The following is a 25,920-nucleotide window of genomic DNA, read 5'->3' on the forward strand; positions in this document are numbered from 1 at the left end:
TTCGTTCTTTTGCCAAGCCGATCCCCATGCCAAGACCCGCCGTCAACGTCGCGGCGCGCGCCGCGCGCTCCGCAGGAAACATCATCCTGCGCTACATGAATCGCATCGAAGGCCTTGCGGTCGTCGAGAAGCAGCGGATGGACTTCGCCTCCGAGGTCGACCGGCTCGCCGAAGCCGAGATCGTCAAGGAACTCCGCCGCGCCTACCCCACCCACGCCATCGTGGGCGAGGAATCGGGGCAGACCGGCAAGGGCGGCCCGCTCACATGGGTGATCGATCCCCTGGACGGCACGCACAATTACCTGCGCGGCATCCCCCATTTCAGCGTATCCATCGCGCTGCTCGACAAGGGCGAGCCCGTATACGGCGTGGTTTTCGATCCCCTGCGCGATGAACTGTTCACCGCGAGCAAGGGCGATGGCGCCTACCTCAACGACCGCCGCATTCGCGTAGCCAAGCGCGAGAACCTGACCGGCGCATTGATCGGCACCGGCTTCCCGTACCGTGTGCGCAACCATCTCGAATCGCAATTGGCCATGACGGCTGCCCTGCTCAAGGAAGCCGAGGATGTCCGCCGCATGGGCTCCGCAGCCCTCGACCTGGCCTACGTGGCCACCGGTCGTCTCGACGGCTACTTCGAGCCGGGCCTCAACGTGTGGGACATCGCTGCAGGCGCCCTGCTCGTGCGCGAAGCCGGCGGCGTGTACGGCGACTTCGCCGGACGCGAAGGCCTGCCCGAGAGCGGCAACATCATCGCAGCCAACCACAAGGTGGCCGCCGCCATGACCGAGGTCATCGGTGCCAACGCCACGCCGCGCCTGCTCGGCGTGTAAAGGCCTCACGGCGGTGTAGGAAAACCCTGCACCGCCGCCTTCCCTGCGCCTACATACGGGCGCGGGCACGGCCCCTAATCTGTCGCCGCGAACGGGACGTTCGCTTTCCCCTACGACGGATCAAGGAAACTACGCCGTGATGTACCCCCCATCCCCCTTCGGCCGCCTGTCGGCCGCGCTGACGCTTGCCTTGGCTTCGGCCTGTCTTGTCCCGACGGCCTCCGCCGAAGTACGCACCATGATCGTCACCTCCGATCCGCAATACCCGTGGACGAGCAAAACGGATGCCAAGCTACCGGAGAGCGACGCGCAGACACAGGCAGAGTCGGAGCGCCTCATCGAGGAACAGTACCGCAGCATTGCCGCTTACCGTGCCGCACGACCGGATCAGCAGATCCCCGTCTTCATCAATGGCGACCTCACCGCGTACGGGCACGGTTGGCAACGCGCAGTCATGGAGCGCATGTACCGGATTCTGGGCGACAACGTGCACCTGGGTCTCGGTAACCACGACTACGCGAACAATATCCGCGAAGCCGACGGCAGTGGCTGCTACAACAATGGCTGTGCCCGCGACAGCATCAACGATCTCGTTCGCCACGTTCGCAACAAGCGGAGCACCGTGGCGTTCGACTTCGCCGACATGTCGCAAGGCCTTTTCAAGAAGAGCTACTACGGAAGCCTGGGCTATGCCGTCGAAACACCGGGACTCGAACGCGTACTCAACGTGCAGCTCAACTACCACCCGACCTACACGGTGAGCTTCGACACCACCGAAAAGCTCCGGCCCGCACACTACGAGATCGTGTCATCGCTGCCATGGCTGGACGGTCTGCTGGACACGCACCTGTCGGTACCGCGCTATGGCACGCCCGCCGATCGTGCCTACGACTTCGCCATCCTGCACATGCACGATCCGCTTGAGGATGCCTGGGAACTGGAAGGGCTGCCCGATCGCGAGCACATCGCTGCCATCTTCGGCGGGCATATCCACGCACTCATGGGCCGCTATCCCAACGAAAACGGCATACCGATCTTCTTGAGCGGCTCGGCGTCGCAACGCACGTATCTCGTCGTCGAACACGATACCGATGCGGCCGTACTCCGCGTCTACGGCGTGTACCGAAACGATCCCGAACGCAAGCAGTTGCTGAGTGTCGTCCCCGTCCCGACGTCCTGACGTTTCAGTCGCTGCGCAACAGATGCCGCAGGAACGGCACCGTCACTCGTCGCTGTGCGGCGAGTGAGGCGCGATCGAGGGTATCGAGCAGATCCAGCAAGGTGCCGAGATCACGGGCATGGTGAGCGAACAGCCAGTCCAGCACCACGTCGTCCAACTCGATGCCACGCGCACTCGCCTGCTCGCGCAGCACCGCGCGGCGCTCGCTGTCGTCGAGCGGTTTCAGCACGGCCTGGGTGAGCGAGCCCAGGCGCGAGCGCAGATCGGGCAAGGCGATCTCCAACGACGCCGGCGCCCCGTTCGCGGAGAAGAGCAAGGTGCATCCTTCGGCGCGATAGCGGTTGAACGTGTCGAACAGCGCATGCTCGGCATCGCCTTCACCCGCAATGGCATCGATGTCGTCGATGGCGAGCAGATCGCTGCCGGCCATGCCACGAATCGCTGCTGCACGCGGGCCGCGCATGCCTGCCAGTGGCAGGTATTGCGCAGTACGCCCCGCGTCGATCGCCGCCTGGCATGCTGCGATCAGGAGATGCGTGCGGCCGCTGCCGATCGGTCCAGCGACAAACACCCAGGGAGCATCCGCGTGCGTAGCGGCAGCGCGGACCGCTTCGACGGCCACCGCATTCTCACCCGCGCGAAAATGCTCGAAGCGCTGGCGTCGCGGCCAGCGCAGGGCGAGAGGAAGCTGGGTCGTCATGGCGCCTCGTCGCGCGGCGACGGCGGCCGTTCGTCGATGGTGACTTCAACATCCACCTCGATCGCTTCCGCGTTGGCGGCCGGCTCGGTATACAGCTGGCTTTCCCGGTAGCGCTCGACCATGTAGCGCAGCAGCACCACCACCACCGATGCCGCAGGCAGCGCCAGCAGCACGCCGAGAAAACCGAACAGATGGCCACCCGCGAGCACGGCGAAGATGACCGCCACCGGATGCAGGCCGATCTTGCCACCCACCAGTCGCGGCACGAGCACGTACCCTTCGAGCAACTGGCCGATGGTGAAGACGACGACCACCAGGATGACGTGCATCCAGTCGCCGTACTGCACGAGCGCGGCGATCATCGCCGCCACGAAGCCGATCATGAAGCCGAGGTAGGGCACGAAGCTCAGCAGTCCGGCGACCATGCCGATCAGCGGGCCGATGGAGATACCCACGAGGGTAAGACCCAGACCGTAGAACACGCCGAGAGCGAGCATGACCAGCAACTGGCCGCGCACGAAGGCGCCGAGCACGTGGTCCGACTCGCGCGCCAGATGCACCACCGTCGGCTCGATCGAACGCGGCAGCAGGCGCTGGATCTGCGCAATCATCTTGTCCCAGTCGCGCAGCAGATAGAACGCCACGACCGGAATCAGCACCGCGTTCGTCAACCAGGTGACGATGCCCATGCCGGACTGCGTGACCTTCGCCACCGCCTTCGCGGCGACGCTGCCAACCGAACCGATGTGCTCGCGCACGGTAGCAAGCAGGCGATCCGTATCGAAGACGCCCGGATCAAGTCGCAGCCGCGCCTGGATCCACGGCAAGGCGGTACCGCGCACCCAATCCACGTAGCGCGGCAGGTTCTCGGCCAGGCTCTCGAACTGGTGCTGGATCAGCGGGATCAACAGCAGCACCACACCGATGAAGACCAGCGAGATCACCGTGAAAACGATGCTGACCGCCCACGTACGCCCCATGCCGAGGCGCTGCAGGCGATCAGCCAACGGATCGCCGAGATAGGCCAGCATCGCTGCCAGGGCGAAAGGCATGAGCACCGGCGCCAGCAGCCAGATGACGAAGACGATGACGGCGGTGATCGCGAGCAGTTGCCAGCGGCGCGAAGTGTCGTGGTTCATGCGAGTCCAGGTTCGGCAAAGGGGCACCGGCCGCGTTCCGTGGCGGCGGTGAGGCGATTGTCGCGGATCGGCCCCCTCTCGGCGAACATGCGGCCGTCAGGGTACCCAGCGAACGGCGAGGTCGGCGCCGTCGTGCCCATCGGCGGCCAGGATATGCCCGCCTGCTGCGTAACCGGCGACAAGTCGGGCGAGCGGGGTCGAGGCGTTCACGGTCAGCATCACACCGTCCGCGGTGGCACCGATCGGCGCCACGGATTTCACCGACGGATCGTTCTGGAACGTGGACAGCAGGCCGGCGTAGTCAGCGGCGGAGTGCAGGCCCGATACCCAGACCTTGCCGCTGGTGCTGCCGCCCTGGGTGGCGGCGAGCTGACGGTCGAGCTTGTCGGCCATGGCGTTGGCGCCGTTGCTGAGCAACGCCGCACGGGCTTCGCCGCTGTCCTTCCAGCTCGTGGTGCGGCCCGCCGAAACGAGCGTCCAATCGGTCTGGTCGTCGCCGATCTTGCCGACGAGCACGACGGCGGTGTTGTACTGACGTGCGGCCGCGGCGACCGCGGCGGCGTCGCCACTGGCCAGGGCGGCCGGGTCGGCGATGGTGCCGTCCTTCGGCACCACGACCTGATAGCCGCGCGTATCGGCCATCTGCGCCAGCGGGACAATGTCCTGCTGACCAAGCAACTTTCCGCTGGCATCGCGCGCCACCACCAGCACCGACGGCTTCGGCGCTGCAGCTGTGGCGTCGCCGACGGCCAGGACGCGACGGATCGCACCCGGATCGAACACGATCTCCAGGCTCAGCGGCGCGCCGTTGGCGCCGCCCGTGCGGGAGTAGTGGTACTGCTGAACAAGCCCGCCCGGCTGCTTCATGGCGTCGGTATAACCTGGTTTGCCGCGTGGATCGGCGCCGTTGGAGGCTCGTGCGAGCACCTGGGTCAGCCCGTTGGCGAAGGCCTGGTCGCGGACCGCGGCGCTGGTATCCGGCACCGGTACAGCCACCGTATAGATGGTCGTCTGCGCTACGGCGACGCCGAGGCTGGCCGCCAGGAGGAACATCATGGAAACGATGAGGCGGACTGGGCGCATGGGCTTTGGGTGTCGCTGTGTGAGGGCGGGAAGTCTGCCCAAACCTTGCCATGGCGTCCATCCAAGCGGCGTGCAGGGCTGGCCGGGCGCCGCTTGCTGCTATCATGCGCGGTTTCCAACACGCGCCGGTTACCGCTTATGTCCTCCGACCAGGGCTCCCTCACCTACCGCGACGCGGGCGTCGACATCGATGCCGGCAATGCGCTCGTCGAGCGCATCAAGCCCCTGGTCAAGCGGACCTTCCGTCCCGAGGTGATGGGCGGGCTCGGCGGCTTCGGCGGCCTGTTCGACCTCTCCGGCCGCTACCGCGAGCCGGTGCTGGTATCCGGCACCGACGGCGTGGGCACCAAGCTCAAGCTCGCCCAGCAGTTGGGCCGGCACGACACGATCGGCATCGACCTGGTCGGCATGTGCGTCAACGACGTGCTGGTCCAAGGTGCCGAGCCCTTGTTCTTCCTCGACTACTTTGCGACCGGCAAGCTCGACGTCGATACGGCGGCTGCCGTCGTCGGCGGCATCGCGCGCGGTTGCGAACTGGCCGGCTGCGCACTGATCGGTGGCGAAACGGCGGAAATGCCGGACATGTACCCGCCGGGCGAATACGACCTCGCCGGCTTCACCGTCGGGGCGGTAGAGAAATCCGCGATGAACGACGGCTCGTCGATCGTGGCGGGCGACGTCATCCTCGGCGTTGCCTCGTCCGGCCCGCATTCCAACGGGTACTCGCTGATCCGCCGCATCCTCGAACGGGCCGGCTCGCCGCTGGAGACCGACCTGGGTGGCGTAACGCTGGTCGATGCCCTGATGGCGCCGACCACGATCTACGTGAAGCCCATGCTCGACCTGATCGGCAAGGTGGACGTGCATGGCATGGCCCACATCACCGGCGGCGGCTTGAAGGAAAACATCATCCGCGTGGTGCCCGATGGGCTCGGCCTGCGCATCGACGCTACCTCGTGGGAACCGCCGCCCGTCTTCCAGTGGCTGCAGCGCGAGGGCAACGTCACGCACGAGGAAATGTGGCGCACCTTCAATTGCGGCATCGGCTTCACGGTGCTGCTGGCGCAGGATCAGATCGGAGCGGCCAAGGCCGTGCTCGCCGCTCATGGCCTCGACAGCCGCGTGATCGGCTCGGTCGTCGCCGCTACGGGCGACGAACGCGTCCACATCGCCTGATCCAAACATGGCTCGCCCGCTTCGCGTCGCCGCCCTGGCCTCCGGGCGCGGCAGCAATCTTGCCGCTCTGATCGCCGCGCGCGACGCCGGGCAGCTGCCGATCGAATTCACGCTGGTCGGCAGCGATCGCGCCCAGGCCGGTGCGCTGGACGTTGCGACGGCTGCGGGCATTCCGACCCTCGCACTGAACCCGAAGGACTACCCCTCGCGCGCCGCGTTCGACGCGGCACTCTTCGACCGCATCGCGCAGAGCGGCGCCGAGTTGCTGGTGCTGGCCGGTTTCATGCGCATCGTCGATGCCGCCGTGGTGTCGGCGTGGGAAGGTCGCGCCATCAACGTGCATCCTTCCCTGCTGCCGAAGTATCGCGGCCTGCACACGCACCGCCGCTGCCTGGAAGCGGGCGACGCGGAGCACGGCGCGAGCGTGCATTACGTCACCGCAGAACTCGACGGCGGCCCGGTCGTCGCGCAGGCACGTATCGCCGTCCGTACCGGGGATACCGAGGCCGACCTTGCCGAGCGTCTGCTCGTCGAAGAACACAAGCTGCTGCCGGCCGTCGTCGGCGCGATCGCGATGGGTCGACTGCGTTGGCAGGACGGGCCGGTGTTCGACGAAGCACCACTGACGCGTCCGCTCGATCTCGGCGAACTGTAACGGTCGGCGCTCGCCCGGGATTCAGGCGAGGTGGCTAAACTCGGCGGCATGACGACCAAGACCCTGTTCCGCGCCGGCCTCGCGCTGGCTCTCGCCCTGCCCGTCGCCGCGTTCGCCGCCGACGTCCCGCAGTCCTTCACGGCTACCTATCAGGTCCTCAAGGATGGCGGCCCGCTCGGCGAAGCCACGGTCACGCTGAAATCCGCCGGTGGCGGCCAGTTCGAATACACGAATCAGACCAAGGGCACGTCCGGCCTCGCGGCGATGCTCGGTGCCAACGTTTCGGAGACCTCGCGCTTCACCTGGGCCGGCCAGGTACCGCAGGCCGTCAGCTACCACTACCAGCTCGACGCAGCGGTCAAGTCCAAGACGCGCGACCTCACCGTCCAGGGCGGCAACGTCCAGGTGCAGGACAACAAGAAGAGCTTCACCTATACCGCCGTCCCAGGCATGGTCGAGCGCAATACCTTGCCGCTTGCGCTGGGCCTGGCGCTTCGCTCGGGACAGCAGCAGGTCGCATTCCCCGTCGCCGTGAAGCAGCAGGTGGAGAACCAGCAGTTCAAGGTGTCGGCGAAGGAAAAGATCACGGTGCCGGCGGGCGCGTTCGATGCCATCCGCGTCGACCGCACCGACGCCGACCGCGGCTTCAACGCGTGGTATGTGCCGTCGAAGTATCCGGTGCCGGTGAAGCTGGCGCAGAAGGACGGCGGCGACCTGACGATGGAACTGGTGAAGTACGAGGCACGCTGACGCGTGATCTCGCGAGCGTCGACGCCGCGATAGTGCCTGTTGGCAAGAACCCTGTGGGAGCCGCCATGGCGGCGAGAAGCCCACGAAGCCATGAAGCGGAGAGGTAGGCTTCCTCGCCGCTTTAGCGGCTCCTACAAGGCACGAGTTGCGGATTGCCGCTAGCGTTGTGGGAGCCGCCATGGCGGCGAGAAGCCGACGGCGCGATGAAGCGGAGAGGGAGCATTCCCTCGCCGCTATAGGCACCGATGCCAACCCATACGGGCTGGATCAGCCCGGCAGGCGCCTGATCCGCGCACCGAGTACGCCGAGCTTTTCCTCGATGTTCTCGTAGCCGCGATCGATGTGGTACACGCGGTCCACGGTCGTGTCGCCTTCGGCCACGAGCCCGGCGAGCACCAGGCAGGCGGAGGCACGCAGATCGGTGGCCATGATCGGCGCACCGCTCATCTTCGGCACGCCGGTGATGATCGCGGTATTGCCTTCCAGGCGAATGTCGGCCCCGAGGCGCTGCAATTCCAGCGCGTGCATGAAGCGGTTCTCGAATACCGTTTCGGTAATGACGCCCACGCCTTCGGCCACGCAATTCAACGCCGTGAACTGCGCCTGCATGTCGGTGGGGAACGCCGGGTAAGGCGCGGTCACCAGGTTCACGGCCTTCGGCCGGCGGCCCTGCATGTCCAGCTCGATCCAGTCCTTGCCGGTGCTGATGTGCGCGCCGGATTCCTCGAGCTTCTGCAGCACGGCGTCCATCGTGTCGGCCCGCGCGCCGCGTGCACGCACCTTGCCGCCCGTCATCGCGGCGCCCACGAGGAAGGTGCCGGTCTCGATGCGATCGGGCAGCACTTCGTAGTGCGCGCCGTGCAGGCGTTCGACGCCCTCGACGACCAGGGTGGACGTGCCGATGCCGTCGATCTTCGCGCCCATCGCCATCAGGCAATACGCAAGATCGACCACCTCGGGCTCCTGCGCGGCGTTCTCGATGATCGTGGTGCCCTGGGCGAGGGTGGCCGCCATCAGGATGTTTTCGGTACCGGTCACGGTGACCATGTCCATGACGATGCGAGCGCCTTTCAGACGACCCGCGCGAGCCTTGATATAGCCATTCTCCACGCTGACCTCGGCGCCCAGCGCCTGCAGGCCACGGATGTGCTGGTCGACTGGGCGCGAGCCGATGGCGCAGCCACCGGGCAGCGACACTTCCGCCTTGCCGTAGCGAGCCACCAGCGGGCCCAGCACCAGGATCGACGCACGCATCGTCCGGACCAGGTCGTACGGCGCGACGCAGGAATTCTCCGGGCGCGGATCGATGTGCATCTTCATGCGATCGTCGAGGACGACCCGGACGCCCATGCGGCCGAGCAGTTCGATGAAGGTGGTGACGTCATGCAGGTGCGGCACGTTGCCGATGCTGACCGGCTCGTCCGCAAGCAGGCAGGAAGCGAGGATGGGCAGGACGGCGTTCTTCGCGCCGGAAATGCCGACCTCGCCATGAAGCGGCTGACCGCCGCTGATCAGGATCTTGGCCATGGGAATGCCTTGGATGTGGGATGACGGGGACGAAGGGCGATGCGGCGCGCGTGCTCAGCGGCGACCGGCGGCTTCGTCGGGAGTGAAGGTCTTGAGGCCGAGTGCATGGATGGCGCCACCCATGAGATCGCCCAGGGTCGCGTAGACGAGGCGGTGACGAGCCAGGGGCAATTTGCCGGTGAACTGCTCCGAGATCACCTCGGCCTCGAAATGAACGCCGTCGTCGCCGCGAACGTCCACCCGCGCGCCGGGCAAGCCGGCCTCGATCAATGCCTGGATGCGCGCAGCGTCCATGGATACTCCGGTAGGGGGTTGCCGCGGGTGCGAGGGTTCCGAAACGGAGCCTGAACCGCCCATCGATGGCAGCAACGATATAATGAGAATATGTAATGGTAATGGAAATCCGGTGTCGCAGAAATGGACATCCCGGGTAACCAGGGAGTGCCCACCCGGAACAAGAGGTCGCATGAACGCCCGCACCGCCCCGCCCACCGACCACCGCCTCGTGAATGCCGATACCGTGATTCGCAGCGCCCGCAACGTCATCAAGACGGAGGCGGCCGCCATTCGTGCGCTGGAAGCGAAGGTGGACGCGGCCTTCGTGCAGGCCTGCCAGATGATCCTGGCCTGCAAGGGCCGGGTGGTCGTCTCGGGCATGGGCAAGTCGGGCCACATCGCGCGAAAGATCGCCGCGACGCTGGCCTCCACCGGCACCCCCTCTTTCTTCGTGCATCCGGGCGAGGCCAGCCACGGCGACCTCGGCATGATCCAGCCGGACGACCTCCTACTGGGCATTTCCTATTCCGGCGAGACCGACGAGCTTCTCTACATTCTCCCGGCGATCAAGCGCCAGGGTATCGGCCTCATCTCGATCACGGGCAACCCGAAATCCTCGCTGGCGACGCAGGCCGACCTCAACCTGGATGCCAACGTCGCGTCCGAAGCGTGCCCTCACGGCCTGGCGCCGACGGCCAGCACGACGGCGGCCCTGGTCATGGGCGATGCCCTGGCCGTGGCGCTGCTGGAAGCCCGCGGCTTCACCTCCGACGATTTCGCCCGTTCGCATCCCGCCGGCAGCCTCGGGCGCCGACTGTTGCTGCACATCGCAGATGTGATGCATTCGGGCGACGACGTGCCGCGCGTAACGCTGGAGGCAACGCTGAGCGAGGCCCTGGTGGAAATGTCGCGCAAGCGCCTGGGCATGACCGCGGTGGTCGATGCCGATCAGCGCCTGCTCGGCGTGTTCACCGACGGCGACCTGCGCCGCGCATTGGACGACGATGGCGTAGACCTGCGCAGCGCGTCGGTGGCGCAGCTCATGACGCGCGGTCCGAAGACGATCGGCTCGGACAAGCTCGCCGTCGAAGCTGCCCAGCTCATGGAAAAACACCAGATCAACGCCCTGCTCGTCGTGGACGCGGAAAACCGTGTGGTCGGCGCACTCAACATCCACGACCTGCTCCGCGCCCGCGTCGTCTGACGACCGGGCCAGCCGGCGCTCCCATCGGCGCCGCCACGTCCCCATATAGCGAACCATGGCCTACACCCACTACACCGAGATCCCCGCCGACGTTGCGGAACGCGCCGCCAAGGTGCGCATCGTCGTCTTCGACGTCGACGGCACGCTCACCGACGGCCGGCTCTGGTACGGCGAGGATGGCCGGGAGACCAAGGTCTTCCACGTCCATGACGGACTCGGCCTGAAGGCCCTGGAACGGAACGGCGTCAAGGTCGCGATCATTACCGCACGGATCAGCCACCCCGTGTCGTTGCGGGCGGAGGAACTGGGCATCGCCCACGTGTACCAGGGCCAGAAGGACAAGCGCGCCTGCCTGACCGGCCTGCTCGAAGCGCTGCGCCTGGCGCCCGAGCAGTCCGCCTTTGTCGGTGACGACCTGCCCGACCTGCCTGCCATGAGCATCGCCGGTCTGGCCGTCGCCACGGCGAACGCCCATCCGTGGGTCGCCGAGCGGGCGCATTGGCGCACTCGGCTTTCGGGCGGCTACGGGGCGGCCCGTGAAGTGGCCGACATGATTCTTGCCGCGCAAGGCAAGGCTGAAGCCGAGCGGGACCGCTGGCTGTGAGTGTGCTCAACCTGTTCAAGGATCGCAGCGCGACGGGCATGGCGGGCATGCTCGCCGTCGCCCTGGGCGCCAGCGTCCTGCTCTATTACTGGGCGGCACCGGAGAAGAAGGTGCAGGACTTCGTCGGTCCACCGCGTTCGGGGTACGTGCTCACCAACTTCGACCTCGACTCGTACAACGACCAGGGCAAGCCGGCGTTCAAGCTGATCGCGCCGCACCTGGAGCGCCGCGAAGGCGACGAGTCGCTGTACATCAATGCACCGGATTTCGTCCTGCCCTCCACGACCGAGACGGACGTCCCGCCGTGGAAAGGACACTCGCAATATGGCTGGGTGAACAAGGATGGCAGCCTCCTGAAGCTGCAGGGCAAGGTCCACATGGATCGCCCCGCCTTCGGTACCACCCAGGCCGCCAGCATCGACACCTCCGAGGTCACCGCCTGGCCGAAGGAGAACCGCCTTGAGACGGCCGAGGCAGCCCGCATCGTCCAGGGAACCTCTACAATGGACGGCGTTGGCATGCGCGCCAATCTCGACACCAAGCACCTGGAGCTCCTCGATGCAGTCCACACGACGTATCAGCCGCGTAAGCGCTAACGCCCTCCTCGCGCTGCTCGGGGTGGCACTTGCTGCCAGTTCGCCGGTCATGGCGAAGCAGTCCGACCGCGATCAGCCGGCCGATGTCACGTCCAAGTCGTTCGACGGCTCGCAGCAGCCGAATGGCAAGGTGATCTGGACGGGCAACGTGGTGCTCACGCAGGGCACGCTGAAGATCACCGGAAGCAAAGCCACCGGATACCTCGACAGCGACAACTCCATCATCCGTGTGGTCGTCGATGGCTCCCCCGCCACCATCCACCAGCTGGACGACGCTAACCAGCCGATGGACGGCAAGGCCGCCAACATCGACTACAAGATCGACCAGGATTTCGCCGTGCTCACGGGCAAGGCGGAAGTCCACCAGCCGGTCAAGGGCAGCGCCGAAGGCGACAAGCTCACCTACAACACGAAAGACAGCACGATGACGGGCGAAAGCAACGGCGGCGCCCCCGTGCACATGACCTTCCAGCCGAAGAACAAGACGCCAGGCGCCGCACCTGCGACGCCAGCGCCGCCTGCCAAGAAGAAGCCCTGACCCGATGCTCTCAGCCCAAGGCCTGCAGAAGCGCTTCCGTGCGCGCCAGGTAGTCCGCGATTTCGCATTTTCCATTCGCGAAGGTGAAGTGGTGGGTCTGCTCGGCCCCAACGGTGCCGGCAAGACCACCTGCTTCTACATGGTGGTCGGCCTCATCCAGGCGGATGCCGGGTCGATCAAGCTCGACGAGCAGGACATCACCGGCCTGCCCATGCACTCGCGGGCGAAGCTCGGTATCGGCTACCTGCCGCAGGAAGCCTCGGTGTTCCGTCGACTCAGCGTCTCCGACAACATCCTGGCCGTGCTCGAGTTGCGCGACGGCATGACCCAGAAGCAACGCGAGGACGAGCTGGAAAGCCTTCTCGACGAACTCAAGATCGCCCATATCGCCGAGCAGAAAGGCATCAGCCTCTCCGGTGGCGAGCGTCGTCGCGTCGAGATTGCCCGCGCCCTGGCGGCGCGCCCGCGCTACATGCTTCTGGACGAACCCTTCGCGGGCGTGGACCCGATTTCCGTCGGCGAGATCCAGCGCATCGTCCGCCACCTGAAGGAACGCGGCATCGGGGTACTCATCACCGACCACAACGTCCGCGAGACGCTCGGCATCTGCGACCGGGCGTACATCCTGAACGACGGCGAGGTCCTCTCCCGGGGCACACCTCAGCACATCCTCGCCGACGAAAAGGTGCGCGAGGTGTACCTGGGGCGTGAATTCCGTATCTGACACACGCGTCGCATTCCGACGGGCGGCCTAGCCGTAACGGTGCTGGTTTGCGCGGCCCGTAAGGGGTTACGATGGCTGCGTAACCCAAAGCGCCGAAGGCATGAAACCCGGACTTCAGTTTCGCCTCCATCAGCAGCTCACGCTGACCCCGCAGCTCCAACAGGCCATCCGCCTGCTGCAGTTGTCACAGCTCGAGCTCGAGGCCGAACTCCGCCAGATCGCGGAAAGCAACCCGCTGCTCGAATTCGCGGAAGACGCCGAGGCCGAGCCGGAGGCGGAGGGCGAGGCAGACGAGGGTTACGAAAGCCCCGAGTTCCTCTCGCGCGAGCAGCAGCCCACCAAGGCGTCGAAAGAAGACGAGGAATCGACCGCCACGCCGTCGGAAGAACTGGCGCCCGAATGGGATGACGACCGTTTCCACGGTGAAGCAGGCGACTACTCCGGCTCGTCCTCGCGGACGGGAGGCGGCGACGAAGATGGCTTCGAGCCTCAGAACGCCGCACCGGAAAGCCTTCAGCAGCACCTGGAGTGGCAGCTCAATCTGTCGCAGTTCTCGCCGCGCGATCACGCCATCGCCATGGCGATCATCCACGCACTGGACGAGGACGGTTACCTGCGTGACGGCGTGGCCGCTGTCGAAGCCGCCCTGCCCGCTCAACTGCATGCCAGCGCCGAGGAAATCGAAGCGGTGCGGCAGCGCGTACAACGGTTCGACCCTACCGGCATCGCCAGCCTCGATCTCCGCGATTGCCTGTTCTGCCAGCTGTCCCAGTTCTCGTTCGAGACGCCGCATCGCGAACTCGCGATCCGCATCGTCAACGAGGAGCTGGAGCTGCTGGCGCGCAACGACGCGGCGAAGATCGCCCGCCGCCTGAAGGCGCCCGAGGCAGACGTTGCGGCAGCCGCCGCCCTGATCCGCAGCCTGGACCCGCGCCCCGGTGCGGCACTGGATGCCACGCCCGTGGAATACGTGGCGCCGGACGTCTACGCACGCCGGGAGAACGGACGCTGGCAGGTCAGTCTGAATCCGGATGCCCAGCCGCGCCTTGGCCTCAACCAGCACTACTGCAACCTCATTGCCCGCGCGCGCGGCGACGATGCCACGTGGATGAAGGGCCAGCTGCAGGAAGCCCGTTGGTTGCTGAAGAGCCTGCAATCCCGTGCGGAAACGCTGCAGAAGGTGGCGGAGGTGATCGTCCGGCGGCAAAGCGCGTTCCTCGACTACGGCCCGGAAGCCATGCATCCGCTCGTGCTCCGCGAGGTCGCCGAGGAAGTGGGCATGCACGAATCGACCATTTCCCGCGTCACCACCCGCAAGTACATGCACACGCCACGCGGCACCTTCGAGCTCAAACACTTTTTTTCCAGCGGCGTCGCCACCGAAGACGGCGGCAGTGCGTCGGCCACGGCCATCCAGGCCATGCTGCGCAAGCTGATCCTCGGCGAAGACGCGCGCCGCCCCCTGTCCGACCAGGCCCTGGCGGAAGAACTGCATCGACGCGGCATTCAGGTCGCCCGACGTACGGTGGCCAAGTACCGCGAAGCGATGCGCATCCCCAGTTCCAGCGAACGTATTCGCGCCAGTTGACGACCGAGGGAACCCCAAAGCACACCTACGGTCCCACAGATTCAGGCTAGAGAGGCGGTGTTTCCGCCGCCTCGATCTCGTCGCCGCGAGGCGGCACCCTCAGCAAGAAGGAGGCGTCAATGCAAATCCAGATCAGCGGCCAGCACATCCAAATCACCCCGGCTCTGCGTGAGCGCGTGGAACAGCAGATCAGCCGCTTCGAACGCCTTTTCGACAACATCAAGGGCCTCGACGTCGTTCTTTCCGTGGACAAGAACGAGCACAAGGCCGGTGGCACCCTGCATTGCGCCGGTACGCGGCTGCATGCGGACGGCATTGCCCGGCTCGAGGACGACAACAAGAACGACACGATGTACACGGCGATCGACGCCATGATCGCCAAGCTGGCGGACCAGCTCCGCAAGCATAAGGAAAAGCTCAAGGATCACCACAACAGCGAGGGGCGCGACGCCCGCGCAGCGAGCTGAGCCCCGCCGGGCAGACGCCCGGGCCGCCGCCCCACCGCCCTTGATGGCACAATAGGACCCAGGCCGGCACGCCTTGCGTGCCGGCCTTTCCATCTCAAGGGACCCAAGCGTGGACCGGCTTACCGCCAGACAACTCTTCGACGGGGTACACGAGCGCATGGCCTTGCGCTGGGTGGCGGGCATGCGTGGCGAGTCCCGCGTCCTCGAACCCAACGCCAAGCAGAGCCGCCGCCCGTCGCTGGTGGGCTACCTCAACGTGATCTACCCCAACAAGGTGCAGATCATCGGTACCGAGGAGCTCAACTACCTCGATGGCATGGACTCCCGCCAACGCTGGGAAGCGATCCATAAGATCGCCGCCTACCAGCCCGCCGCGCTGATCGTCACGAAGGATCAGCCGATCCCGTCGGACCTGCGCGAAGTGGCGGAAGAAACCGATACGCCGCTGTGGCAGAGCACCAAGCGCGGCCACGAGCTGCTTACCTACCTGCAATACCACCTGGCGCGCACCTTGGCGCCGCGGGTGACGCTGCATGGCGTGTTTCTCGAAGTGTTCTCCATCGGCGTGCTCATCACCGGCGAGCCGGGTTCGGGCAAGAGTGAGCTTGCGCTGGAACTGATCAGCCGCGGTCATCGCCTGGTCGCCGACGATGCCACCGAGTTCACCCTGATTGCACCCGACGTCATCGACGGCGCCTGTCCGGAGCTGCTGCAGGACCTGCTCGAAGTGCGCGGTCTCGGTGTGCTCAACATCCGCGAGATGTTCGGCCACACGGCGGTGAAACCGTCCAAGTACCTGCGCCTGGTGGTTCACCTGAAACCGCTGCGCGACGGTGAGGAAACCGACGCCATGACCCGACTCACCGGCGACGTCAGCCGGCGCAACGTGCTCGACGTCGACGTGCCAAAGATCACCATTCCCGTCGCGCCCGGCCGCAACCTCGCGGTGCTGGTCGAGGCCGCCGTGCGCAACCACGTGCTCAAGAGCAAGGGCATCGACCCGGCACAGACCTTCATCGATCGACAGGCGCACCAGATGCGTCGCTTCTCCCCGTGGTGACCTCCGTGACTGACGACCTCATGAATCCGATCGTCGACCCCGACGGCATCCATCTGGTGGTGCTTACCGGCATGTCCGGCGGCGGTAAGACCGTGGCGCTGCGCGCGCTTGAAGACCTCGAGTTCTATTGCGTCGACAACCTGCCCGCGGAACTGATTCCGCAACTGGTTGCCGCCGTGAGCCAGGGCGAGCACGGGCCGCGTCGGCGCATCGCCGTCGGCGTGGACGTTCGCAATCGCCGGGTCGATCTGTCGCGCATGCCGCACGTGCTCTCCGAGCTGTCGACGGCCGGCGTACACGTGCACCTGATCTTCCTCGACAGCCGCGACGACGTCCTGATCAAGCGCTATTCGGAAACGCGCCGTCGCCATCCGCTGGCGGCGGAAAAGCTCTCCCTGGCCGATTCCATCGCCCAGGAACGCAAGCTGCTCCGGCCGCTGGTGTCGATCGCCGAGAAGGTCATTGATTCCAGCGATCTCAACGTCCACCAATTGCGCCGCCTTTTTGCCACCGGCTACGCGGCGGCGTCGGACGGCACCACCATCCTCTTCGAGTCCTTCGCCTACCGGCGGGGGCTGCCTTCCGACGCAGATTTCGTCTTCGATGCGCGCTGCCTGCCGAATCCCCACTGGGATCCCCGGCTTCGTCCGTTCTCCGGCAAGGATCTCCCCGTCCGGGAGTTTCTCGACGCGAACCCGCTCGTGGGCGAGTACTATGCCGACGTGGCCCGGTGGCTGGACACGTGGCTGCCGCGCTTCGAGGGGGAGGACCGCAGCTACGTCACGGTTTCCATCGGCTGCACCGGCGGGCGCCATCGTTCGGTTTACCTGGTCGAGAAGCTTGCACAGCATTTTCGCTCCGAACGCGGCAACGTACTGACCTTCCATCGCGAGCTCGAGTGACCCATGATCCTGCCCAAGCCATTACGAGATACCGGGCGATGAGCGTCGGCGTCCTCCTCATGACCCACGAAGCCGTCGGTAAGGCGCTGATTTCGGCCGCCCGCCACGTGATGCCCAAGCTGCCGCTCGAAGTGGACGCCGTCGAGGTACCTCCGAGTGCCGACCCGGACGTCATGCGCACACTTACCGCGCACCATGCCCGAGAACTCGACCACGGCGAAGGTGTGCTCGTGCTAGCGGATCTCTATGGCGCCACACCGTGCAACATCGGCCTGTCGCTGAGCGAACTGGGCGTGCATCTGCGCTGCGTATCCGGGCTCAACCTGCCCATGCTGCTGCGCGTCCTCAACTATTCGGAAAAATCGTTGACCGAGCTGGCCGAGATTGCAGCCAGCGGCGGTCGCGGAGGGATATTCATCGATCATGCTTGAACGGGACATCGTGGTATCCAACCGGCTCGGCCTTCACGCGCGAGCGTCCGCCAAGCTCGTACAGCTCGTTTCGGGATTCAAATCGACCGTCTGGCTCATCAGTCGCGGTCGCGAAGTCAACGCGCAGAGCATCATGGGCGTGATGATGCTGGCAGCCGGCATCGGTACGGCACTCACCGTTCGCGCCGAAGGTGAGGACGAGGAAGCGGCGGTCCAGGCCGTCGTCGATCTCTTCGACCGCAAGTTCGACGAAGGCGCCTGAGCATGGACCGCTCGCCACGGCCGAGGTCTCCATGAGAATCGTGCTGAAAGGCACCCCTGCCGCACGCGGCATGACGCTTGGCCGAGCGCGCCTCGTCCAGCCGAGCATTCTCGCCGTCGACATGCGGATGCTGGAAGACGCCGAGGTCGGCCCCGAGATCGAGCGCCTGCACAAGGCCATCGATACGGCCCGTACGGAACTCCGCGAACTGCGCGGCAAGCTGCATGGCGCCCTCGCTCGCGAGGTCGGCGACTTCATCGATGCGCACAGCCTGCTGCTCGACGACGAAGAACTGCTGCGCGGTCTCGATGACCTGGTGGCCGTCGGCCATTACACGGCCAGCGCCGCGTTGAAGATGCAGCGCGACCGGCTCGCTGCCGTGTTCGACGCCATGAACGACCCGTACCTCAAGAGCCGCGGCGAAGACATCGACCAGGTCATCGGACGCGTCATGTCCGCGCTCAACCAGCCTTCGAGCCGCGAAGAGCGCAAGCTGGCCTCGCGCGTCGGCGAGATCGTCGTCAGCGATACCGTGGCGCCGGCCGATATGGCAGGTATGGCCGGTCAGGGCATGCTCGGCGTCATCGCCAGCGCCGGCAGCATCTATTCGCACAGCGCCATTCTGGCGCGCAGCTTCAATCTGCCGATGCTCGTCGGCACCCGCGATGCGCTTGCCACGATCAACGACGACGACCTCGTCCTGATCGACGCGGAACTCGGCGAGGTCATCGTGCATCCCACGGCACAGGATCTCGCGCGATACCGGCAATGGCAGCGCCAGGCCGCTGCCGAAGGTCGCCGCCTGGCGGCGCTCGCCACGGCGCCCACGCTCACCCGCGACGGTGCACACGTGCGGCTTTACGCCAACGCGGAACTGGCGGGCGACATCACTCTGGCGCGCGCGCGTGGCGCGGATGGCATCGGCCTGTACCGCTCCGAATTCCTGTTCCTGCGCCAGCGCGGCTTGCCGTCGGAAGACGAACAGTTCGCCGCCTATCGTGACGTCGTGCTCGGCATGGGCGGGCTTCCCGTCACCATTCGCACGCTCGATCTGGGCGCCGACAAAGCCGATTCCGCGGGGCTCGCGCTACGTGGCGAGGAAAATCCGGCTCTGGGCGTACGCGGCATCCGGCTGTCCTTACGTTACGCCGACATCTTCAGCGTGCAATTGCGCGCCATCCTGCGCGCCGCCTGCTATGGCCCGGTGCGCATCCTCATTCCGATGGTCACGCATCTGGGCGAACTCACCGCGGTTCGCAACCTGATCAAGAAGGCGCGCGAGGATCTCGCACGGCAGGGTCAGGAGCTGCCAGAACGACTGGACATCGGCGCCATGATCGAAGTCCCGGCAGCGGCAATCAGCGTCACATCGATTCTCGCGAAGGCCGACTTCCTCGCCATCGGCACCAACGATCTCGCGCAATACGTCCTTGCTGCCGATCGCAACAACGATGCACTGGACGGCATCTACGACCCGCTGCAGCCGGCATTCCTGCGCCTCATCGCCCATGTGATTGCCAGCGCGCGCCGCGCGAAGAAGCCGGTGAGCCTTTGCGGTGAGATCGCCGGCGACACGCAGTTCACCGCCCTCCTCCTCGCCATGGGCCTCGAGGAATTCAGCATGCATCCTGGGCAGCTTCTCCAGGTGCGCGACCGATTGACCAAGCTCGATTGCGCCGCCCTGCGTCGCGCCGCGCCACGCCTCTTCCGAGCGCACACGCGCGACGAAGTCGAAGAGCGCCTGCTTGAAGTGGTGGCGAAGCAAGAAGGCTGCGGCGAGACCTGATCGGGTTTCACCTCGCACAGGCCTAGCGCATGCACTGAAAGATGCGTGGCTCGCGAGCCCCCCTTGTGGGAGCCGCCATGGCGGCGAGAAGCCAACGAAGCGGTGTAGCCACGAGGCAAGCTGCCCTCGCCGCCATGGCGGCTCCCACAGTACCAGCGCCGTGTGGGGCTGGCTTCGTCATCTTCTCGCCGCTATGGCGACCCAAAGTAGCGGCGCTTTTGCAGGAGTCGCCTGACGGCTCGCCAGTGCCCTCCCGGTCATGCGTGAACAACAAAAAAAGGCCGCGATCGCTCGCGGCCTTTCTTGTTTCCATCCCTGAGAGGGCTTATGCAGCCCGCACCGCGTTCATGGTCTCGGCGTTGCGTACCACGTTCGCACGCAGTTCGTCGCTGTCGAAGTCGTCCACCGAAATGAACTCGGCGACGCCGTCGCGGACGCGCTGCAGCAGTTCGCGTTCCGCAGCGGTGATGGCGCCCAGCTTCTCGGCTTCGGCCAGTTGCTCGTTGTACGTATGCGAGCGGAGCTGGCCGCCCTTGAACGCCTTGAGGAACTTGCGCTCGACCGGCTCGGCCGCGATCACGTCGGGCAGGATCTGGTTCATGCGACCCACGGTGTTGTTCGCCGTGGGCGTGAGGTAGGTCCACGCGGTGAGGCGATCGCGTGCCTCGCTCGGCGCCGTGATGAGCGCCGCCACGCGACGACCGAGGCGATCCGACGGCGGAACCTCGCGGCGACCGAACGGGAACACGAGCGCACGCAGCAGCCACGCGACGGGACGCACGGGGAAGTTGCGGATCACGCCATCGAGCGCCATCTGCATCTTCCATACGCACTCGTGGAACGCCCAGGCAAGCAGCGGACGATCCGCTTCGGGGCGACCGGTGTCTTCGTAGCGCTTCAGCATCGCGCTGGCGATGTAGAGGTACGACAGCGTGTCACCCAGGCGAGCCGACAGCTTTTCCTTGAACTTCAGCTTGCCGCCCAGCACGCCCATCGACACGTCGGCGCACAGCGCGAGCGCTGCCGAATAGCGATTGAGCTTGCGGTAGTAGCGACGCGTATACGCATCGCCCGCGGTGTCGCCGATCTTCGCAGCGGTCAGGCCGAGCACGAAGCTACGCACGGCGTTCGAGATACCGAAGCCGATGTGGCCGAACAACGCCTGGTCGAAGGTCTTGAGACGCTCACGGTAGTCCGCGATGTTCAGCGCCTGCATTTCCTTCAACACGTAAGGATGGCAGCGGATGGCGCCCTGCCCGAAGATCATCAGGCTGCGCGTCATGATGTTCGCGCCCTCGACCGTGATGGCGATGGGCACGCTCTGCCAACCGCGGCCCATGTAGTTCTTCGGGCCGAGGATCACGCCCTTACCGCCATGGACGTCCATGGCGTCGGAAGCGATCTGACGACACCACTCCGTGGCGTGGTACTTGGCGATGGCCGACGGCACTGCGGGCTTCTCACCGCGATCCACCGCAGCGGCAGTGGCACGCGACAAGGCCTGCGTGGCGTACGTGAGACCACCGATACGCGCCAGCGCTTCTTCAACGCCCTCGAAACGACCGATCGCCAGACCGAACTGCTTGCGCATGCGTGCATACGCACCGGTTGCTGCAACGGCCATGCGCGACGCGCCGGTCGCGTTCGACGGCAGCGAGATCGCGCGACCCACCGACAGGCACTCGACCAGCATGCGCCAGCCGTGGCCGGCCATGTGCGGGCCACCGATCAACACCGACAAGGGCACGAACATGTCCTTGGCGTGCACCGGGCCGTTCTGGAACGGCGTGTTGAGCGGGAAGTGACGGCGACCGATTTCCATTCCCGGCGTTTCGCGCGGCAGCAGTGCCAGCGTGATGCCCAGGTCTTCCTTGTCACCCAGGAGTTTCTCGGGGTCGTACATGCGGAACGCCAGGCCGACGATCGTCGCTACCGGCGCCAGGGTGATGTAGCGCTTGTCGAAGGTCAGGCGGATGCCGAGCGCTTCCTCGCCATTCCACATGCCCTTGGTGACGATGCCGAAGTCGGGAATCGAGGTGGCGTCCGAACCGGCGTAGGGACCGGTGAGCGCGAAGCACGGAATCTCGCGACCGTCGGCGAGGCGCGGCAAGTAGTGGTTCTTCTGCTCGTCGCTGCCGTAATGCATCAGCAGTTCGCCCGGCCCGAGCGAGTTCGGCACGGCGACGGTGGAAGCCAGCGTCTGCGACATACTGGACAGCTTCTGCAGCACGGCCGAATGCGCCAGCGCGGAGAACCCGAGACCGCCGTAGCTCTTCGGGATGATCATGCCGAAGAACTTGTTCTTCTTGATGAAATCCCAGACCTCGGGCGGCAGGTCCGCCAGTTCGTGGGTGATCTGCCAGTCGTCGATCATGCCGCAGAGTTCCTCGACGGGACCGTCGAGGAACGCCTGCTCTTCGACAGAAAGCTCGGGCTTCGGCTGGCGCAGCAGCTCCGACCAGTTCGGCTTGCCCGAGAACAACTGACCTTCGAAACCGACGGTGCCGGCTTCGAGCGCAGTCTGCTCGGTCTCGGAGAGCTTCGGCGTGACCTTCGCGAACATCGAGAGCAGCGGCGCGCTGATCTTCTTGCGACGGAAGTCCACCATCATCAGCGGCACCGCGACGATGGCGAGCAGGATCAGCAGGACGACGGTGGTGGCCGGAGCCCGGGCAATCACACCCACGACCAGGATCGTGGCCGCCGTGGCAATGGCCCACGTCCGGAGGGACGTGCGGTGGTAGGCACAGGCACCGGAGGCAATGAGCGCCGCCAGCACAACTAGGATCGCAGACATCGGAATTACCTCATCACAGTCGGGTCGTTGCTGTCGTTCGTTACGTAAAACATTGAATCAAAGCGGGTGAATCAAAGCGTATGCATGAAGGCCGCGATCTCGCGAGTGAAGGCGTCGTTGGCATCGCCCGCCACCATGTGCGTGGCATCTGCCAGCGCCACGTGGCGCGCATGCGGTACGAGGCGGAGAAATTCGTCGACGGTGTGGCTGGAGACCACGTCGCTGCGCGAACCGGACAGCAACAGCACGGGCACATCGACACGCGCAGCGGCAGCGAACAGGCGCGGCTGGTAGCGCTCGCTCTCCTGGACCACGCCATCGAGCAGGGCCGGATCCCAATGCCAGCGCAGACGACCGTCGGTGTCCTGGCGCAGCAACGGCTTCAACTGCGCTTCCGTCTTGCGCTCGCGCCGATGCGGCAGGTACGCCTCAACGGCCGAGGCCGCCTCGTCATAGTTCGCGAAACCTTGGGGGTGAGCGCGCATGAAGCCGAGGATACGTTCCACACCCGCCGTTTCCCACCGCGGTGTGATATCGACCAGGACCAACGCCGAGAACGGCGCCTTGGCTCCTGCCGACTCGCCTGCCGCGACCAGGCCGAGCAGACCGCCCATCGACGCACCCACCAGCACGGGCGGACGACCATCGGCCGACGGCGATACGTCGGCGACGGCGAGCAGGTCCGCCACGAACTGTTCCATGTGATAGTCGCCGCGCGGCACACGCTCGCTTTCGCCATGACCACGCGCGTCGAACGTCGTGGCATCGAAACCCTGCGCTGCGAGTGCGCGCGCCGCGCCGTTCCAGGCGTGACGGGTCTGCCCGAAGCCGTGGGCGAAGAGCAGCGACGGCGAGCGTTCGCCGCGCCAGCGCTGGGTCGCAAGCGCCAGGCCGTCCAGGGAGACGACGCTTGCGCGGGCAGAGGACATGTGGGCGGGATCGGCAACCATACGGCCGAGTATGTGATGCGCCAGCGGCTGCGTCAATACGCCCGCGTACGGTCAGGTAAGCGCTTCCAAGTCAAGGTCTTATGCAGCATGCGTCGCAGCGCCCCGATTGCAAACGCCCGCGTCTCGGCTACCATGCGTCGATGAACGACGGTGCAAAGAACGAACGCGTCCGCCTCTCCGCCGAGGACTGGGAAGATGGCGCCCTGGCACTCATCGCCGAACAAGGCGTCGGCGCGCTTGCCGTCGAGGCCCTGGCGCGGCGGCTGGGCGTCACCAAGGGCAGTTTCTACTGGCATTTCCGCACGCGCGAAGCCCTGCTCCAGGCCGCCCTGGAGCGCTGGGAAGAGTACGGGGAACGCGAGGTCCTCGCCGAGATCGAGCGCATCGCCGATCCGCGTAAACGACTGCCGGAGCTGTTCCGCCGCGTGGCTCACGAGCTGCAGCCGCACCGCGTGTATGCCGCGTTGCTCAAGGCACTGGATCATCCGCAGGTCGTGCCGGTGATGTCGCGCGTCTCGCAACGCCGGATCGACTTCCTCACTCGCATGTATCAAGAGGCCGGTCTGGAGCCCGTCGTGGCCCTGCATCGTGCGCGGCTGACGTACGCGGCCTACGTGGGTTTCCTCCAGCTCAACTTCACCCTCGGACTGCCTCGCCTCTCGCACGAGGAATTCGACGCCTACGTCGAACACGTCATCACCACGCTGACGCCGGCCAAGTCCGTCGACTGATCCTGAACGGGCAGCCTGTTTTGCTGCGCCGTGCCTTGCCAATACCAGGAATCGCAAACTACTGTCGCGGCTTGCGTTTAACTGGAGACCACCAAGGATGCGATCGCACGGCAGTTCACTGGATGCATTGAATCGATGGGTCGACGAGGTCGCCCAGCTGACGGAGCCCGCCTCCATCCGCTGGTGCGATGGGTCCGACGCGGAATATGCGGACCTCGTCCAGACCATGCTCGCCAGTGGCGACCTCCTCCCGCTCAACGAGGCCACCCACCCGCGCAGCTATCTGCATCGCTCGCATCCGTCCGACGTGGCTCGCGTGGAGCATCTCACCTTCGTCTGCACGAGCGACGAAGCCGACGCCGGCCCGAACAACCATTGGATGGCGCCCGCAGACGCCCACGCAAAGATCGACGCGCTGTTTGCCGGCGCCATGCGCGGCCGCACGATGTACGTCATTCCCTATTGCATGGGTCCCATCGATTCCCCGCTCGCGCGCTGCGGCGTCGAGATCACCGACAGCCCCTATGTCGTCGCCAACATGCGCATCATGACGCGCATGGGTTCGGCGGCGCTGGCGCGCATCGAGCGCGAGGGTCGGTTCGTGAAGGGCCTGCATTCCACGGGCGATCTCGACCCCGAGCGCCGTTTCATCATGCACTTCCCCGAAGAGCTCTCGATCAAGTCGATCGGTTCGGGCTACGGCGGCAACGCACTTCTCGGCAAGAAGTGCCATGCGCTGCGCATTGCCAGCTACCAGGCGCGCAGTGAAGGCTGGCTCGCCGAACACATGCTGATCGTGGGCGTCGAGAATCCCAAGGGTGAGAAGCACTACATCGCGGCCGCGTTTCCGTCGGCGTGCGGGAAAACCAATCTCGCCATGCTCATTCCGAGTGAGGGCTATCGCAAGGCCGGCTGGAAGGTCTGGACGGTGGGCGACGACATCTGCTGGATGACGCCTGGTGCCGACGGCCGCCTGTGGGCGATCAATCCGGAAGCGGGCTATTTCGGCGTGGCTCCCGGCACCAGCGCGGGCACCAATCCGACCGCACTCGAGACGCTGGGCCACGATGCCATCTTCACCAACGTGGCGCTCACGGCGGACAACCAGCCGTGGTGGGAAGGCCTCGGCCACGGCGAACCGGTCGCCGACTGGCAGGGGCGTCCTCACGATCCCGCCAACGGTCCGGCAGCCCATCCCAACTCGCGCTTCACCGTCAGTGCGAAGCAGTGCCCGAGCTGGGCGCCGGAGGCGGAACATGCGGCCGGCGTCCCGATCTCGGCCATCGTCTTCGGTGGTCGCCGCCCGTCGCTCGTGCCGCTGGTCTTCGAAGCGAAGGACTGGGCACACGGCGTGCTGGTTGGCGCCGCCATGGGTTCGGAAACCACGGCCGCTGCCACCGGCGCCGTCGGCGTGCTTCGTCGTGACTCAATGGCGATGAAACCCTTCTGCGGCTACAACTTCGCCGATTACTTCGCGCATTGGCTGTCGTTCGACAAGCCAGGCGCCAAGCTGCCACGGATCTTCCACGTGAACTGGTTCCGCAAGGACGCCGACGGTCGTTTCATGTGGCCGGGTTACGGCGAGAATCTGCGCGTGCTCGACTGGATGATCAGCCGCGTGGAAGGCATGGCCAAGGGTGTGGAAACGCCCATCGGCATCCTGCCGAGCCGCGACGAACTCAATCTCGACGGCCTGAGCCTGCCCACGGGCGTGGTAGACGAACTGCTCCGGGTGGACGTCGAAGGCTGGCAGGAAGAACTGCGCGCCATCGGCCTTTACCTCGACGGCTTCGGCGAACGCATGCCGGAGCGACTCAAGGCAGAACGCGTGCGTGTGACCAAGGCACTCGATGCCGCCGTCGCCCGCCCGGCGGCCCACGTCGCCTGACGCACATGGCGGGAGCGCGCCACGCGCTCCCGCCGTTTCATCCCCGCCTTAAACGGTTTCCCCCTTGCCGGCA

At 65.9% G+C, this 25,920-nt stretch carries 26 protein-coding genes; 19 read left to right on the forward strand and 7 right to left on the reverse strand.

Annotated elements, in window-relative coordinates; genetic code table 11:
- The first annotated feature begins 26 nt into the window (after positions 1–26).
- Positions 27–833, forward strand: coding sequence for an inositol monophosphatase family protein (locus IM816_RS14190; protein WP_250338573.1), 807 nt, complete (start codon positions 27–29; stop codon positions 831–833).
- A 139-nt stretch (positions 834–972) separates the two neighbouring features.
- A complete protein-coding gene (locus IM816_RS14195; RefSeq protein WP_250338574.1) occupies positions 973–2,013 on the forward strand; it encodes a metallophosphoesterase in 1,041 nt (346 codons plus the stop codon).
- A 4-nt stretch (positions 2,014–2,017) separates the two neighbouring features.
- Here IM816_RS14195 and hda read toward each other — a convergent pair whose 3' ends face one another.
- The 3 genes from hda to IM816_RS14210 form a co-directional block, all read right to left on the reverse strand.
- Positions 2,018–2,713, reverse strand: a complete 696-nt coding sequence (gene hda / locus IM816_RS14200; RefSeq protein WP_250338575.1) for a DnaA regulatory inactivator Hda — start codon at positions 2,711–2,713, stop codon at positions 2,018–2,020.
- Positions 2,710–3,852 (reverse strand): AI-2E family transporter, encoded by a 1,143-nt coding sequence (locus IM816_RS14205; RefSeq protein ID WP_072321858.1) that lies wholly within the window; start codon positions 3,850–3,852, stop codon positions 2,710–2,712. The genes hda and IM816_RS14205 overlap by 4 nt, the downstream gene beginning before the upstream one ends.
- A 96-nt stretch (positions 3,853–3,948) precedes the next feature.
- A complete protein-coding gene (locus IM816_RS14210; RefSeq protein ID WP_250338576.1) occupies positions 3,949–4,935 on the reverse strand; it encodes a DUF2066 domain-containing protein in 987 nt (328 codons plus the stop codon).
- Between the two features lie 138 nt (positions 4,936–5,073).
- Between IM816_RS14210 and purM the strand changes: the two genes are divergently transcribed.
- From purM to IM816_RS14225, 3 genes are read left to right on the forward strand one after another with little or no spacing between them, the layout of a single operon-like run.
- On the forward strand, positions 5,074–6,111 hold the full coding sequence (gene purM, locus IM816_RS14215; protein WP_250338577.1) for a phosphoribosylformylglycinamidine cyclo-ligase: 1,038 nt from the start codon (positions 5,074–5,076) through the stop codon (positions 6,109–6,111).
- A 7-nt stretch (positions 6,112–6,118) separates the two neighbouring features.
- The gene (gene purN, locus IM816_RS14220) at positions 6,119–6,766 is read left to right on the forward strand and encodes a phosphoribosylglycinamide formyltransferase (protein WP_250338578.1); all 648 of its coding nucleotides are present in this window, start codon (positions 6,119–6,121) and stop codon (positions 6,764–6,766) included.
- Between the two features lie 48 nt (positions 6,767–6,814).
- Positions 6,815–7,516 carry a DUF3108 domain-containing protein gene (locus tag IM816_RS14225; RefSeq protein WP_250338579.1) on the forward strand — a complete coding sequence of 234 codons (702 nt, stop codon included), beginning with the start codon at positions 6,815–6,817 and terminating at the stop codon, positions 7,514–7,516.
- A gap of 267 nt (positions 7,517–7,783) precedes the next feature.
- On the opposite strand, the gene murA is transcribed toward IM816_RS14225, so the two are convergent.
- Both murA and IM816_RS14235 read right to left on the reverse strand, forming a co-directional pair.
- Entirely contained in the window at positions 7,784–9,043 is a 1,260-nt protein-coding gene (gene murA / locus IM816_RS14230) for a UDP-N-acetylglucosamine 1-carboxyvinyltransferase (protein ID WP_250338580.1), read from the reverse strand.
- Between the two features lie 54 nt (positions 9,044–9,097).
- A complete protein-coding gene (locus tag IM816_RS14235) occupies positions 9,098–9,337 on the reverse strand; it encodes a BolA family protein (protein WP_250338581.1) in 240 nt (79 codons plus the stop codon).
- Positions 9,338–9,509: 172 nt separating this feature from the next.
- On the opposite strand from IM816_RS14235, the gene IM816_RS14240 reads away from it, so the two are divergent.
- The 12 genes from IM816_RS14240 to ptsP all read left to right on the forward strand — a co-directional run bounded on the left by IM816_RS14240 (position 9,510) and on the right by ptsP (position 19,481).
- Entirely contained in the window at positions 9,510–10,523 is a 1,014-nt protein-coding gene (locus IM816_RS14240) for a KpsF/GutQ family sugar-phosphate isomerase (protein WP_072321865.1), read from the forward strand.
- Between the two features lie 55 nt (positions 10,524–10,578).
- Positions 10,579–11,127: a KdsC family phosphatase gene (locus IM816_RS14245; RefSeq protein WP_250338582.1), complete on the forward strand. Its 549-nt coding sequence runs from the start codon at positions 10,579–10,581 to the stop codon at positions 11,125–11,127.
- Positions 11,124–11,723 (forward strand): LPS export ABC transporter periplasmic protein LptC, encoded by a 600-nt coding sequence (lptC, locus tag IM816_RS14250; protein ID WP_343124043.1) that lies wholly within the window; start codon positions 11,124–11,126, stop codon positions 11,721–11,723. Before IM816_RS14245 ends, lptC begins: the two co-directional genes overlap by 4 nt.
- Complete coding sequence (gene lptA / locus IM816_RS14255) at positions 11,686–12,261, forward strand: lipopolysaccharide transport periplasmic protein LptA (RefSeq protein ID WP_250338583.1); 576 nt, start codon at positions 11,686–11,688, stop codon at positions 12,259–12,261. The genes lptC and lptA overlap by 38 nt, the downstream gene beginning before the upstream one ends.
- 4 nt (positions 12,262–12,265) lie before the next feature.
- Complete coding sequence (lptB, locus tag IM816_RS14260; RefSeq protein ID WP_250338584.1) at positions 12,266–12,985, forward strand: LPS export ABC transporter ATP-binding protein; 720 nt, start codon at positions 12,266–12,268, stop codon at positions 12,983–12,985.
- A gap of 100 nt (positions 12,986–13,085) precedes the next feature.
- Complete coding sequence (locus IM816_RS14265) at positions 13,086–14,573, forward strand: RNA polymerase factor sigma-54 (protein ID WP_250338585.1); 1,488 nt, start codon at positions 13,086–13,088, stop codon at positions 14,571–14,573.
- A 119-nt stretch (positions 14,574–14,692) separates the two neighbouring features.
- Positions 14,693–15,040 carry a ribosome hibernation-promoting factor, HPF/YfiA family gene (gene hpf, locus IM816_RS14270; RefSeq protein WP_072321870.1) on the forward strand — a complete coding sequence of 116 codons (348 nt, stop codon included), beginning with the start codon at positions 14,693–14,695 and terminating at the stop codon, positions 15,038–15,040.
- Positions 15,041–15,149: 109 nt separating this feature from the next.
- Entirely contained in the window at positions 15,150–16,100 is a 951-nt protein-coding gene (gene hprK, locus IM816_RS14275) for an HPr(Ser) kinase/phosphatase (RefSeq protein WP_072321871.1), read from the forward strand.
- 20 nt (positions 16,101–16,120) lie between these two features.
- Complete coding sequence (gene rapZ / locus IM816_RS14280; RefSeq protein WP_143144518.1) at positions 16,121–17,002, forward strand: RNase adapter RapZ; 882 nt, start codon at positions 16,121–16,123, stop codon at positions 17,000–17,002.
- A 38-nt stretch (positions 17,003–17,040) separates the two neighbouring features.
- On the forward strand, positions 17,041–17,433 hold the full coding sequence (locus tag IM816_RS14285; protein WP_072321872.1) for a PTS sugar transporter subunit IIA: 393 nt from the start codon (positions 17,041–17,043) through the stop codon (positions 17,431–17,433).
- Positions 17,426–17,695 (forward strand): HPr family phosphocarrier protein, encoded by a 270-nt coding sequence (locus IM816_RS14290; RefSeq protein ID WP_072321873.1) that lies wholly within the window; start codon positions 17,426–17,428, stop codon positions 17,693–17,695. The genes IM816_RS14285 and IM816_RS14290 overlap by 8 nt, the downstream gene beginning before the upstream one ends.
- 31 nt (positions 17,696–17,726) lie before the next feature.
- Entirely contained in the window at positions 17,727–19,481 is a 1,755-nt protein-coding gene (gene ptsP / locus IM816_RS14295) for a phosphoenolpyruvate--protein phosphotransferase (RefSeq protein ID WP_250338586.1), read from the forward strand.
- Positions 19,482–19,806: 325 nt separating this feature from the next.
- Here the strand turns inward: ptsP and IM816_RS14300 are convergent, their stop codons facing one another.
- A complete protein-coding gene (locus IM816_RS14300; RefSeq protein WP_250338587.1) occupies positions 19,807–22,278 on the reverse strand; it encodes an acyl-CoA dehydrogenase in 2,472 nt (823 codons plus the stop codon).
- A 71-nt stretch (positions 22,279–22,349) separates the two neighbouring features.
- Positions 22,350–23,207: an alpha/beta hydrolase gene (locus tag IM816_RS14305; RefSeq protein ID WP_250338588.1), complete on the reverse strand. Its 858-nt coding sequence runs from the start codon at positions 23,205–23,207 to the stop codon at positions 22,350–22,352.
- Positions 23,208–23,368: 161 nt separating this feature from the next.
- Here IM816_RS14305 and IM816_RS14310 point away from each other — a divergent pair, with 161 nt between their 5' ends.
- Both IM816_RS14310 and IM816_RS14315 read left to right on the forward strand, forming a co-directional pair.
- Complete coding sequence (locus IM816_RS14310) at positions 23,369–23,959, forward strand: TetR/AcrR family transcriptional regulator (RefSeq protein ID WP_250338589.1); 591 nt, start codon at positions 23,369–23,371, stop codon at positions 23,957–23,959.
- Between the two features lie 97 nt (positions 23,960–24,056).
- The gene (locus IM816_RS14315; protein WP_250338590.1) at positions 24,057–25,847 is read left to right on the forward strand and encodes a phosphoenolpyruvate carboxykinase (GTP); all 1,791 of its coding nucleotides are present in this window, start codon (positions 24,057–24,059) and stop codon (positions 25,845–25,847) included.
- Positions 25,848–25,920 lie beyond the last annotated feature (73 nt).

This window comes from Luteibacter flocculans (genome assembly GCF_023612255.1).
Taxonomy (GTDB): domain Bacteria; phylum Pseudomonadota; class Gammaproteobacteria; order Xanthomonadales; family Rhodanobacteraceae; genus Luteibacter; species Luteibacter flocculans.

Bases quoted from the DNA above. Each gene is read 5' to 3' on its own strand.
- IM816_RS14190 (WP_250338573.1), top strand. From the start codon at position 27: ATGCCAAGACCCGCCGTCAACGTCGCGGCGCGCGCCGCGCGCTCCGCA.
- IM816_RS14195 (WP_250338574.1), top strand. From the start codon at position 973: ATGTACCCCCCATCCCCCTTCGGCCGCCTGTCGGCCGCGCTGACGCTT.
- hda (WP_250338575.1), bottom strand. From the start codon at position 2,713: ATGACGACCCAGCTTCCTCTCGCCCTGCGCTGGCCGCGACGCCAGCGC.
- IM816_RS14205 (WP_072321858.1), bottom strand. From the start codon at position 3,852: ATGAACCACGACACTTCGCGCCGCTGGCAACTGCTCGCGATCACCGCC.
- IM816_RS14210 (WP_250338576.1), bottom strand. From the start codon at position 4,935: ATGCGCCCAGTCCGCCTCATCGTTTCCATGATGTTCCTCCTGGCGGCC.
- purM (WP_250338577.1), top strand. From the start codon at position 5,074: ATGTCCTCCGACCAGGGCTCCCTCACCTACCGCGACGCGGGCGTCGAC.
- purN (WP_250338578.1), top strand. From the start codon at position 6,119: ATGGCTCGCCCGCTTCGCGTCGCCGCCCTGGCCTCCGGGCGCGGCAGC.
- IM816_RS14225 (WP_250338579.1), top strand. From the start codon at position 6,815: ATGACGACCAAGACCCTGTTCCGCGCCGGCCTCGCGCTGGCTCTCGCC.
- murA (WP_250338580.1), bottom strand. From the start codon at position 9,043: ATGGCCAAGATCCTGATCAGCGGCGGTCAGCCGCTTCATGGCGAGGTC.
- IM816_RS14235 (WP_250338581.1), bottom strand. From the start codon at position 9,337: ATGGACGCTGCGCGCATCCAGGCATTGATCGAGGCCGGCTTGCCCGGC.
- IM816_RS14240 (WP_072321865.1), top strand. From the start codon at position 9,510: ATGAACGCCCGCACCGCCCCGCCCACCGACCACCGCCTCGTGAATGCC.
- IM816_RS14245 (WP_250338582.1), top strand. From the start codon at position 10,579: ATGGCCTACACCCACTACACCGAGATCCCCGCCGACGTTGCGGAACGC.
- lptA (WP_250338583.1), top strand. From the start codon at position 11,686: ATGCAGTCCACACGACGTATCAGCCGCGTAAGCGCTAACGCCCTCCTC.
- lptB (WP_250338584.1), top strand. From the start codon at position 12,266: ATGCTCTCAGCCCAAGGCCTGCAGAAGCGCTTCCGTGCGCGCCAGGTA.
- IM816_RS14265 (WP_250338585.1), top strand. From the start codon at position 13,086: ATGAAACCCGGACTTCAGTTTCGCCTCCATCAGCAGCTCACGCTGACC.
- hpf (WP_072321870.1), top strand. From the start codon at position 14,693: ATGCAAATCCAGATCAGCGGCCAGCACATCCAAATCACCCCGGCTCTG.
- rapZ (WP_143144518.1), top strand. From the start codon at position 16,121: ATGAATCCGATCGTCGACCCCGACGGCATCCATCTGGTGGTGCTTACC.
- IM816_RS14285 (WP_072321872.1), top strand. From the start codon at position 17,041: ATGAGCGTCGGCGTCCTCCTCATGACCCACGAAGCCGTCGGTAAGGCG.
- IM816_RS14290 (WP_072321873.1), top strand. From the start codon at position 17,426: ATGCTTGAACGGGACATCGTGGTATCCAACCGGCTCGGCCTTCACGCG.
- ptsP (WP_250338586.1), top strand. From the start codon at position 17,727: ATGAGAATCGTGCTGAAAGGCACCCCTGCCGCACGCGGCATGACGCTT.
- IM816_RS14300 (WP_250338587.1), bottom strand. From the start codon at position 22,278: ATGTCTGCGATCCTAGTTGTGCTGGCGGCGCTCATTGCCTCCGGTGCC.
- IM816_RS14305 (WP_250338588.1), bottom strand. From the start codon at position 23,207: ATGTCCTCTGCCCGCGCAAGCGTCGTCTCCCTGGACGGCCTGGCGCTT.
- IM816_RS14310 (WP_250338589.1), top strand. From the start codon at position 23,369: ATGAACGACGGTGCAAAGAACGAACGCGTCCGCCTCTCCGCCGAGGAC.
- IM816_RS14315 (WP_250338590.1), top strand. From the start codon at position 24,057: ATGCGATCGCACGGCAGTTCACTGGATGCATTGAATCGATGGGTCGAC.